Origin of the sequence: Mycobacterium persicum (genome assembly GCF_002086915.1) — a bacterium.
Lineage (GTDB): Bacteria > Actinomycetota > Actinomycetes > Mycobacteriales > Mycobacteriaceae > Mycobacterium > Mycobacterium persicum.
This window is the reverse complement of the sequence record NZ_MWQA01000001.1, coordinates 4,330,363-4,341,264: the sequence shown is the minus strand read 5'-3', so window position 1 is coordinate 4,341,264 and position 10,902 is coordinate 4,330,363. Positions and strand designations below refer to the sequence as shown.

At 67.4% G+C, this 10,902-nt stretch carries 7 protein-coding genes and 2 pseudogenes; 8 read left to right on the top strand and 1 reads right to left on the bottom strand.

What is annotated here, in order from left to right; translation table 11 throughout:
• Positions 1 to 623: pseudogene (locus B4U45_RS19860) on the top strand (PE family protein); the annotation flags it as partial.
• 73 nt (positions 624 to 696) lie between these two features.
• Here the strand turns inward: B4U45_RS19860 and B4U45_RS19855 are convergent.
• Entirely contained in the window at positions 697 to 3,999 is a 3,303-nt protein-coding gene (locus B4U45_RS19855; protein WP_075547152.1) for an error-prone DNA polymerase, read from the bottom strand.
• Positions 4,000 to 4,174: 175 nt separating this feature from the next.
• Here B4U45_RS19855 and B4U45_RS19850 point away from each other — a divergent pair, with 175 nt between their 5' ends.
• The 7 genes and pseudogenes from B4U45_RS19850 to B4U45_RS19820 all read left to right on the top strand — a co-directional run bounded on the left by B4U45_RS19850 (position 4,175) and on the right by B4U45_RS19820 (position 10,876).
• Positions 4,175 to 5,524 carry a wax ester/triacylglycerol synthase domain-containing protein gene (locus B4U45_RS19850; protein ID WP_075547151.1) on the top strand — a complete coding sequence of 450 codons (1,350 nt, stop codon included), beginning with the start codon at positions 4,175 to 4,177 and terminating at the stop codon, positions 5,522 to 5,524.
• Positions 5,525 to 5,565: 41 nt separating this feature from the next.
• Positions 5,566 to 6,729 (top strand): trehalose-phosphatase, encoded by a 1,164-nt coding sequence (gene otsB / locus B4U45_RS19845; protein ID WP_075547187.1) that lies wholly within the window; start codon positions 5,566 to 5,568, stop codon positions 6,727 to 6,729.
• A gap of 73 nt (positions 6,730 to 6,802) precedes the next feature.
• Positions 6,803 to 7,255, top strand: a complete 453-nt coding sequence (locus tag B4U45_RS29475) for a hypothetical protein (RefSeq protein ID WP_183155242.1) — start codon at positions 6,803 to 6,805, stop codon at positions 7,253 to 7,255.
• A gap of 23 nt (positions 7,256 to 7,278) precedes the next feature.
• Positions 7,279 to 7,492, top strand: a pseudogene (locus B4U45_RS19835) (hypothetical protein); the annotation flags it as partial.
• A gap of 127 nt (positions 7,493 to 7,619) precedes the next feature.
• Positions 7,620 to 8,807: a PE family protein gene (locus B4U45_RS29950; RefSeq protein WP_306770945.1), complete on the top strand. Its 1,188-nt coding sequence runs from the start codon at positions 7,620 to 7,622 to the stop codon at positions 8,805 to 8,807.
• Positions 8,808 to 9,075: 268 nt separating this feature from the next.
• Positions 9,076 to 9,315, top strand: a complete 240-nt coding sequence (locus B4U45_RS30720) for a hypothetical protein (RefSeq protein WP_183154964.1) — start codon at positions 9,076 to 9,078, stop codon at positions 9,313 to 9,315.
• A gap of 133 nt (positions 9,316 to 9,448) precedes the next feature.
• The gene (locus tag B4U45_RS19820; RefSeq protein WP_255246029.1) at positions 9,449 to 10,876 is read left to right on the top strand and encodes an APC family permease; all 1,428 of its coding nucleotides are present in this window, start codon (positions 9,449 to 9,451) and stop codon (positions 10,874 to 10,876) included.
• Positions 10,877 to 10,902: the final 26 nt, after the last annotated feature.

Here is a 10,902-nt window from a genome sequence, read left to right as displayed (position 1 = left end):
CCGGCGCCACCGGCGGTATGGGTGGCGCCGGCGGCAGCCCCGCCAATCAAGGTGGTAACAGCGCTCTAGGCACCCAGGCGTACGGGGGCGGCGGCGGCACCGGCGGCAGCGGCGGAACCGGCGGAACCGGCGGGCACGGTGGCGCCGCGGGATCCGGCGGTGATGGCGGCGCCGGCGGCTGGCTGCTCGGCAACGGCGGCAACGGCGGCAACGGTGGCACTGGAGGCTTGGGCGGTGCCGGCGGCGACGGTGGCATCGGCGGGGACGGCGCCCTCGGCGGCAACGCCAAGAGCACGTCGTTCACCCCCTTCGACGCCCACGGCGGTAACGGTGGCTCTGGTGGTGACGCTGGCCATGGCGGAACCGGCGGCGACGGCGGTGACGGGGGGCATGCCGGCGCCGGCGGACGTGGCGGGTTGCTGGCCGGCCAGCAGGGCAACTCCGGCAATGGCGGTGGCGGCGGCACCGGCGGCGACGGCGGCATCCATGGCACCCCCGGCAGCGGAAAAGCAGGCGGCATCGGCACCGGTAACGCTGACAGCACCAACGGCGCCCCCGGCAAAGCCGGCCTCGGCGGCGATACCTTCAACGGCGCTCACGGCAGCGACGGCAACCCGGGCTAGTCACCAGCCGTTCCTGGGTGTCAGGCTCTCGGCGGGTGTGGCACATCGCCGATTTCACTGTCGGCGCCGAGGGTCAGCGGAAGTCGCGGGACCTCGAGCCCACCGCCAGGCTGATGGGGCCCAGCCGCTCGGCCACGACGGTGATTGCGCCGCTGGCGTTTTGGAGCTGGCCGCGGATCAGCAGCGCCGGCGCCGTATTCGCCAGCTTGCGGTGCCGTGCCCACACCCCCGGTGTGCAGAGCACGTTGACCATCCCGGTCTCGTCTTCGAGGTTGATGAAGGTCACCCCTTGGGCCGTCCCAGGCCGCTGCCGATGGGTCACCGCACCGGCGATCAGCACCCGGTCGCCGTCGGGCACCGATCCCAGCGTGTCGGCGGGGAGCACCCCCATCGCGTCCAGGTCGGCCCGCAGGAACTGGGTGGGATAGCTGTCCGGGGAGATTCCGGTGGCCCACACGTCGGCGGCGGCCAGCTCCAGCTCGCTCATTCCCGGCAACGCCGGGATGTGCGACCCATCAGCACCGTGGGCACCCACCCCGGGCAGCCGGTCCGGCCGTTGGGTGGCGGCGGCGCCGGCGGCCCACAGCGCCTCCCGCCGCGACATCCCGAAGCAGCCCAGTGCTCCGGCCGTCGCGAGCGCTTCGGTCTGCGGCACGGAAAGTTGCACCCGGGATGTCAGGTCCAGCAGCGAGGCGAACGGGCCGTTGACTTTACGCTCGTCGACCAGCTTCTCGGCGAGGTCGTCGCCGATGTAGCGGACGGCGCCCAGTCCCAGCCGGACCTCCATACCCGCGTTTTCCAGAGTCGCGTACGCCAGGCTGGCATTGACGTCGGGACCGTGTACCACCACACCGTGCCGGCGCGCGTCGGCCACCAGCGACTGGGGTGAATAGAAACCCATCGGCTGGGCGCGCAGCAGCGCCGCGCAGAACGCCGCCGGGTGGTGCAGCTTGAACCACGATGAGTAGAACACCAGCGACGCGAAGCTCAGCGCATGGCTTTCCGGGAAGCCGAAATTGGCGAACGCTTCCAGCTTTTCGTAGATCCGGTCGATCACCTCGTCGGGGGCGCCGTGCAGCGCACGCATGCCGTCGTAGAACCGCCCGCGCAGCCGCTGCATGCGTTCGGTGGAGCGCTTGGACCCCATGGCACGACGCAGCTGGTCGGCCTCGGCGGCGGAAAAGCCGGCGCAGTCGACCGCAAGCTGCATCAACTGTTCCTGAAAAAGCGGTACTCCCAGCGTCTTCCGCAATGCCGGCGCCATCGACGGATGTTCGTAGACGACCGGGTCGACGCCGTTGCGCCGCCGGATGTAGGGGTGCACCGACCCTCCCTGGATGGGTCCGGGACGGATCAGTGCGACCTCGACCACCAGGTCGTAGAACTCCCGTGGTCGCAGCCTGGGCAAAGTGGCCATCTGTGCACGCGACTCCACCTGGAACACGCCGACGGAATCGGCGCGGGCCAGCATTTCGTACACCGCCGGTTCGGCAAGATCGAGCTTGGCCAGGTCCACCTCGAGGCCCTTGTGTTCGGCCACCAGGTCTATGGCGTAGTGCAGTGCCGAGAGCATGCCCAGCCCGAGCAGGTCGAACTTCACCAAACCGATTGCCGCACAGTCATCTTTGTCCCATTGCAGGACGCTGCGGTTTTCCATGCGCGCCCACTCCACCGGGCACACGTCGGCGATCGGACGATCGCAGATCACCATGCCGCCGGAATGAATGCCCATATGCCGCGGCAGATTCCGGATCTGGGTGGCCAGGTCGATCACCTGCTCGGGGATGCCGTCCACCTCAGCGGCCTGCCCGTTCCAATGACTGATCTGCTTGCTCCACGCATCCTGCTGGCCCTGCGAGAAGCCCAGCGCGCGGGCCATATCGCGCACCGCACTGCGTCCCCGGTAGGTGATGACATTGGCGACCTGGGCGGCGTAGTCACGGCCGTATTTGTCGTAGACGTACTGGATGACCTTTTCCCGCTGATCCGACTCGATGTCGATGTCGATGTCGGGTGGGCCGTCGCGGGCCGGTGATAAGAAGCGCTCGAACAACAACTCGTTGGCCACCGGGTCGACGGCCGTGACGCCGAGGGCATAACAGACCGCGGAGTTGGCCGCCGATCCCCTGCCCTGACACAGAATGTTGTTGTTCCGACAAAACTGGGTGATGTCGTGCACCACCAGGAAGTAGCCCGGAAATCTCAGCCGGGCGACGACTTTCAGCTCATGCTCGATTTGGGCGTACGCGCGCGGCGCACCGTCGGGTGGTCCGTAGCGGTGACGGGCGCCCACCATGACCAACTGCCGTAGCCAGCTGTCCTCGGTGTGCCCGTCGGGTACGTCGAACGGCGGCAGCGCCGGCGCGATGAGCGCCAACTCGAACGCGCACTGCTCGCCCAGCTCGGCGGCGGCGGTCACCGCCTCGGGGCGCCAAGCGAATAGCCGAGCCATCTCCTCGCCGGACCGCAGATGCGAGCCACCCAGCGGCGCCAGCCACCCGGCGGCGGAATCCAGGGACTGCCGGGCGCGGATCGCGCCCATCGCCATGGCCAGCCGGCTGCGTGACGGGTGGGCGAAATGCGCTCCGGTGGTAGCGACGACGCCGACGCCGAAGCGTGGCGCCAGCCCGGCCAGCGTCGCGTTGCGTTCGTCGTCGAGCGGGTGACCATGGTGGGTCAACTCGACGCTGACCCGATGCGCACCGAACCGATCCACCAAATCGGTCAGCGCCCGCTGCGCCGCGTCCGGGCCGCCTTCGGAGAGTGCTTGGTGCACATGGCCTTTCCGACATCCCGTCAGGATGTGCCAGTGGCCGCCGGCGGCCTCGGTCAACGCGTCGAAGTCGAAGCGCGGCTTGCCTTTCTCACCGCCGGCCAGATGGGCTGCGGCCAGTTGCCGGGACAGCCGCCGGTAACCCTCGGGGCCGCGGGCCAGGACCAGCAGGTGCGGGCCGGGCGGGTCCGGCTGCTCGGTGCGGGCCTCCGATCCCAGCGACAGCTCGGCGCCGAACACGGTACGCATATCGAGTTCGGCAGCCGCTTCGGCGAAGCGAACCGCCCCGTACAGGCCGTTGTGGTCGGCGAGCGCCAGTGCGCGCAGATCTAGCCGGGCGGCTTCTTCGACCAGTTCCTCGGGCGTACTGGCCCCGTCGAGGAAGCTGTACGCCGAATGCGCATGCAGCTCGGCATACGCGACCGGCGAACGGACCCGAGCATTCTCTGGCGGCCGGTACGTCCCGCGCTGACGCGACCAGGGGCCCTCCAAGCCGGCATCATCGGCCGGCTCGGCCGCAACCGGCGCACCGGCATGGCGCGGCTTGCCGTCCAGCACCCGCTCCATTTCCGCCCAGCTCGGCGGCCCGTTGCCCCAGCCCATGCGAGAAGTGTATCGAACATTTGTTCGATTGTCGATGCCATCCCGCCGCCGCCCGTTCGCCGCCGTAAACCCTTCGTTAACTCGCAAAACGCGTTCTTAACCTGGCAGGCCTATCGCAGCCGGGCGCTCACGACGGATACTGGACGGATTCACAAAAGGCGGTGGGGAACCCGGCATGGCACAACTGACCACATTAGACACCGGCTGGCTCAAGGCCGGGGATTCGCAGTGGCACCCGAGCCTGGCGACCGGTGCGGTGGCGGTCGTCAACGGCGTCGTGCCTGACTTCGATCTACTCAAAGACGTTCTGGCCCAGCGGCTTCGATCAATGCCACGATACGCGCAGGTGCTCCGGGCCGAGTGGGTCGAACATCCGCAATTCGATCCGGCCCAGCACATGCAACGGATGGCGCTGCCCAGCCCGGGCGACGACGCCGAATTGTTCCGGGCGATTGCTCACGCCCTGACCCGGCCCCTCGACGTGGACCGCCCGCTGTGGGAATGCTGGATCATCGAGGGCCTCAACGACAATCGCTGGGCGATCCTGCTCAAAATCCATCCATGCATGGCGGACGGCATCTCGGCCGCGCAGCTCCTCACCGGCCTCTGCGACGATGCCGACGACGACACCTTCGCCAATCGCGGTGCCGTGACACCGCTTCCGGCTCCGCACACCGGCGCGCGCAGCCGGTCCGATGCGCTGTGGCGAACTGCCGCCGCCGTCACCACAACCCTGTTCCAGGCGGCCGCCCGCACTGTGACCTGGCCGGTGCCGCGCACGTCGTTGACCGGACCGCTGATCACCATGCGGCGTTATCACACGGTGCGAGTTCCGCTCGCCGACGTCGACAGGGTGTGCCGCAAGTTCGGGGTCACCGCCGACGACGTCGCGCTCACGGCCATCAGTGAGGGCGTTCGGACCCTACTGCTGAACCGCGGCAACCAACCGCGTCCGGCGTCATTGCGGGTTCTCGACAAGACCGACCGCCAGATCGCCATCCAACTGCCGTATCTGCCCGTCGAGCAGGAAGACCTGATCAAGCGACTGCGCACGGTACACACCCAATTGCACCTGGGCCGGCAGAGCGGCCGGGACAACCCCGCAGGACTTTCGCAATACCCGCCTTTTTCACTGTGTACCAAGGCGATCCAAGCGTTGACCCGGCTCTCGCCGCGCAGTGTGGTGACCCTGGCAACCGACATGACCGGGCCGCGCCACCGGCTACGGCTGATGAGTCAAACGTTGGACCGGCTGCTGCCGATCCCACCGACCGCCCAGGAGTTGAGCACCGGGGTCGCGGTGCTGAGCTACGGCGACGAGCTGGTATTCGGCATCACCGCCGACTACGCCGCCGAGCCCGACATGGCGCGACTTGCCGCCGGTATCGAGCTGGGGATGGCGCGTCTGGTGGCACTCAGCCAAGACTCCGTTCTGCTGTTCTCCAGGGACCGCCGCAGGCGTGTGACCGGCGCCCGGACCGGCGGTGCGCGCGGCCGCACGGCCGCGGCCCCGGTGCGCCGCTGAGCCCGATCCGTCGGCATTGACCACCGTGAGAAGGTGGGATGATGTCGGTCACCATCGACCCGCGCCGCCACGATGCGGTCCTCTTCGACTCGTCAGCTGAGTCCGCCGAGCCGCTGATCGGGCAGCTACGCGAAGCCCGGGTCGGTACCGGGGTGTTTTCGTCCAGCGGTGATTGCCGAGACGCCCTGCGCGACGCGGCCGATCGGCTGACGGTGCGACCGGGCAGGTGCGTCGTCGTCGCCGTCGACCCTGCCGGCGCCACGGCGGCGCGCGAGAGCGGGTTCGCGCTGGTGATCGGCGTCGACTGGAACGGACACGGGGACGCGCTGCGTCGCTGCGGCGCCGACGCCGTCGTCACCGAACTGGCGGATGTGCGGGTGCGCACCGGCGACCGCCGGATGTCCGAACTTCCGGACGCACTGCAGGCACCTGGCCTCACCGCCCACCGGCCCGCGGTGTTCTACGACTTCGACGGCACCCTGTCCGACATCGTCAACGATCCCGACGCGGCCCGCCCCGTCGCCGGTGCGGCGGAGGCGCTCATTCAGCTGGCCGCGCAGTGCCCCGTCGCGGTGCTCAGCGGCCGTGATCTCGCCGACGTGACAGCACGGCTGGGCGTTCCCGGGATCTGGTATGCCGGCAGCCATGGTTTCGAGCTGACCGCACCCGACGGAACACACCACCAGAACGAGGCAGCGGCTGCGGCCATACCGGTGCTGGAGCAGGCGGCCGCAGGGCTACGCGAGCGACTCGGGTCCATTCCCGGTGTTGTGGTGGAGCACAAGCGGTTTGGCGTAGCCGTGCACTACCGCAACGCGGCACGCGACCGCGTCGGCGACGTCGCCGCGGCGGTGCGCAGCGCCGGCCAACGCGATGCGCTGCGGGTGACGACCGGCCGCGAGGTGATCGAGTTGCGCCCGAACATCGACTGGGACAAGGGAAAAACGCTGCGCTGGGTGATCGACCACCTGCGTTCAGGCGATGCTCCCCTGCCGGCTCCCCTGGTGCCGATCTACCTGGGTGACGACATCACCGACGAGGACGCGTTCGACGCCGTCCGGCCCGACGGGGTGCCGATCGTGGTGCGGCACACCGAAGATGGCGACCGGGCCACGGCGGCGCTGTTCGCACTGGACAGTCCGGCGCGGGTCGCCGAGTTCACCGCGCGGTTGGCCCGTCAACTTACTGACGCTCACGTGAATTAGCCGGTGGCGGTCGGTTTCCGTCAATCCCTGGGCTAACGAGTTCGCGAATGCCGGAACGAGTATGCAAGCGTTAATGGCGCTGCTCGTCCATCGCTTGCTGCATATGACGATCCGCTACACCACCCTTGCCTCGCCCGCCATGCGCGCCGCCTACGACGACGCCATGGGCAAGATGCGTCGCCAGTTCACTCTCACCCCGGTGGGTCGACCCATCCTGCCGGACAAGCTCAGTTTGCTCCATAGTGAGATAGTGAAAACCCTTGTTGGGCAAGGCTACTGCGCGCCACCCAACCCGTTGGCGCCTGCCCATATGCCAGCCCTTGCAAAGCCTGCGACAACTACGTCACCGCGCCCGAATTCCGCGGCACCCTCACCAACCAACTCGCCGCCGTCCAAGCCCTCAAAACCGACGCGGAGAACCGCGGCCGCGCCGACGAAGCAGCCCGCCATGACCGCGTCGCCCTTTCCCTCCCCGACCACCTCCAACGACTCGACCGTTGAAGCCGGCAACCCCACACCGGGATGACCACCGCCTTCGAGGGCCGGATAAAGGAGCGGCTCAATCGAGAGGGTCGGCTCCGGACCGATCGTCGTGGACATCTTCCTTGGCCGCACCGCATCATCGGCCTCGTCGGCGGCATTAGCTGAACAGCACGACGAATGGATCGAAGGCCGCAACGACCTGGGCCTCGATGTGCTCGCCCGCGCCCGCCCCGCACTGGCCGGCGCAGACGAACCCCAATCACCGACCAGCTCGTGCTGACGGCCTAAACTGCACCACGAAGGATCACGCAACGAGCGCTTTTACTCCACCCCCGTGGGCTTCGCCGCAGGCTGGGATCGGATAACGATCCCATCAAGCCCACACCCGTTGCCAGGCAACGATATTGGTGACCCCAGGAGGACCCGCCGTGTCATATGTGAGCATCGCGCCGCAAGCATTAGAATATGCCGCAACCGATTTAGCTGCCATCGGGTCGGTGTTTAGCGAAGCAAGCGCTGATGCGGCCATCCCGACCACAGGGCTACTGCCCGCCGGTGCTGATGAGGTATCGGCAGCGCTAACAGTTTTACTGACCCGCCAGAGCCTAACCTGGCAGGCTTTGAGTCGCGACTATGAGTGGCTGCACCAGAAATTTGTCGGCCTGCTCAACGGCAGCACCGAGAAATACTGGGTCACCGAGATCGACAACGCCGCGCACGATGCGATCTACACCGCCAACGCCGAAAGCGAATGGCTCCTCGGACGTCCGATGATCGGCAACGGCGCCAACGGGCTTAATGACACCGGACAAAACGGTGGGGCCGGTGGATGGCTCTGGGGCAACGGCGGCAACGGCGGATCAGGCGCATCCGGTCAGAACGGAGGAAACGGCGGAGCAGCCGGACTGTTCGGCCAAGGCGGCAACGGCGGCGCCGGCGGAACCGGCGGCACTGGCGGCAACGGAGGAAACGGCGGACTACTCTTCGGCAACGGCGGCAGCGGAGGAAACGGCGGAACCGGCGCCGTGGGATTCTTCGGCCACGGCGGCAACGGAGGAAACGGCGGAACAGCCGGACTCATCGGCAACGGCGGCGACGGCGGCAACGGCGGAACCGCGGTCCATGGTCCCCATGTCCCCAACCTCGGCGGCCAAGGCGGCCAAGGCGGCCAAGGCGGCCTAGTGATTGGCCATGGCGGCAACGGAGGAAACGGCGGAACCGGGCCCGTAGCCGGAGGTGGCGGTGGCAACGGCGGCAATGGCGGAGCAGCCGGACTCATCGGCAACGGCGGCCACGGCGGAGCAGGCGGAACCGGCCCAGTCGGCGGAGGCGGCGGTGACGGCGGCGAAGGCGGAATATTGATCGGCAACGGCGGAGTAGGCGGTAACGGCGGCAACGGCGGAGCAGGGGGGAACGGCGGCAACGGCGGAGCAGCCGGACTTATCGGCAACGGCGGCAACGGCGGAGCCGGCGGTGTGGGCAGATCAGGCGGTGGCGGCAGGGGCGGCAACGGCGGGGAAGCCGGACTCCTCGGCGACGGCGGCAACGGCGGAGCAGACGGAACCGGGACCCAGAGCTCCGGTAACGGGTGGTAACGGCGGTATGGGTGGAGTGTTGTATGGCAACGGCGTATCAGGCGCAACCCGTGGGCCTATGAGGTCACGGCGGTAACGGTGGACAAGCCGGAACGTCCGGCGCTGGAGGGAACGGCGGGGCGGCGGCGCTGGTAGTCATGGCACCGGTGGTGCCGCAGGGGTCCGGCCCTGGCGGGGCCGGCGGGTGGGGCGGTACGGGGTGGTATTGGCGGGATACTGTACGGCAACTCGGGATCAGAGGGGTTGACTTTCCCGGTCTCGGAAAGTCTTGAAGCGGACATTCGACCTGCGATATTGCGGGTGTGACGCGGGAGCGGTGTGGTTACGGGGCCGCATTGCTGACCCACCTAGCGCACGTACCGACGCCAACGGCAACGGCGGCAACGGCGGCAACGGCGGCAACGGCGGCGTCGGCGCCAACCCCGGAACCGGCGGGATTGGCGCCGCCGGCGGCACTGGCGGAACGTTGTTCGGCGTACCCGGGACCCACGGCGCCAACGGAACTTAACGCAACCCCGGCAACGGCGGGCGGTAACCCGCAATAAGTGCGCCCCGCGTCAATCTATGGCACCGTCGCACGTCCAGTGCTAACAAACGAGTGCTAACACTACGTGCAACGGCTGTCATGAGGAGGACCCGCGATCGGCAAACTTGGCTTCCGGAGCGTTGTGATGCTCGGGATCAACTCGATAATCGGAGCCGGCATCTTTCTTACCCCCGGTACGGTGATCAAGCTCGCGGGACCGTGGGCGCCCGTCGCCTACATCCTGGCGGGTCTTTTCGCGGGCATCATGGCACTGGTCTTTGCCAGTGCTGCCAGATACGTCAAAACCAATGGCGCATCATATGCCTACACGACAGCCGCTTTCGGGCAGAAAATCGGCATCTATGTCGGTGTGACCCATGCCATCGTCGCGTCCATCGCCTGGGGCGTGCTGGCGTCGCTGTTCGTCTCGACATTGTTGAAAGTGACTTTCCCGGAGAAGAATTGGGCTGACGCCAGCGAGCTGCTGAGCGTGAAGACGTTGGTGTTCCTCGGGTTCATCGTCGTGCTGTTGGTCATCAATATTTTCGGTAACCGGGCAATCAAATGGGCAAACGGAACCTCGACGATAGGCAAGATTTCGGCGCTGTCGGTCTTTATCATCGGTGGCCTGTGGCTCCTCGTCACACATCACCCGAGCCATTACGGAACGGCAAGTGCGTCAGGCGTTTACCAACCGGCCCCCTATGCGCTGTTCGGCGGGATCCAGCTTGCTCACGGTGCCGTCTCGGGATTGATCCTTGCCACCATCGCGGCGCTGTACGCATTTACCGGTTTCGAATCGATCGCCAACGCCGCCGAGGAGATGCACGAGCCGGAGCGGACGCTGCCTAAAGCCATACCGGTCGCGATCCTCGGTGTCGGCGCCGTCTACGTGCTTGCTGTCGCGGTGGCGATGCTGCTGGGATCGGACAAGGTTGTCGAATCCGACGCCACGGTGCGATTGGCGGCGGCCATCGACGACGGTCCGTTACGCACCACCGTCGTCCTCGGCGCCTTGGTCTCGATGTTCGGCATCAACGTAGCCGCCTCGTTCGGCGCGCCGCGGGTATGGACAGCGCTGTCGGACACCCGGATCCTGCCGGCACGCTTGTCGAGGCAGAACCGATTCGGCGTCCCGATGATCGCGTTCGCGATCACGGCATCGTTGGCCTTGGCTTTCCCACTGGCACTTCGCTTTGACAGCGTGAACCTGATCGGGCTTGCGGTGATCGCCCGGTTTATCCAGTTCATCATCGTCCCGGTCGCTCTGGTCGCCCTGGCTCGGGACACAGCCGGCAACCAGGCGGCGGCGGCGAAGCGAAACTTGTTGACCGACAAAGTATTACCGGTAGCTGCCGTCATCGTCTCGGTGGCGTTGGCGGTGTCTTTCGACTACCGGACCATCTTCGCCACACCGCAGGGGGGCGCCAACTATTTCTCGATCGCGTTGCTGGTGATCACGTTCCTGGTGGTACCGGCGATCGCCTATCTGCACTACTACCGAACCTGCGAATCGCTGGGCGCCGGGACGGAGCTGAGCTAGTGCCCCAGGGCGCAGGATGCAACCGG

Excerpts from the sequence above, each read along its gene's own strand:
- B4U45_RS19855 (WP_075547152.1), bottom strand. The coding sequence starts at position 3,999 with ATGGGCTGGGGCAACGGGCCGCCGAGCTGGGCGGAAATGGAGCGGGTG.
- B4U45_RS29475 (WP_183155242.1), top strand. The coding sequence starts at position 6,803 with ATGGCGCTGCTCGTCCATCGCTTGCTGCATATGACGATCCGCTACACC.
- otsB (WP_075547187.1), top strand. The coding sequence starts at position 5,566 with ATGTCGGTCACCATCGACCCGCGCCGCCACGATGCGGTCCTCTTCGAC.
- B4U45_RS19850 (WP_075547151.1), top strand. The coding sequence starts at position 4,175 with ATGGCACAACTGACCACATTAGACACCGGCTGGCTCAAGGCCGGGGAT.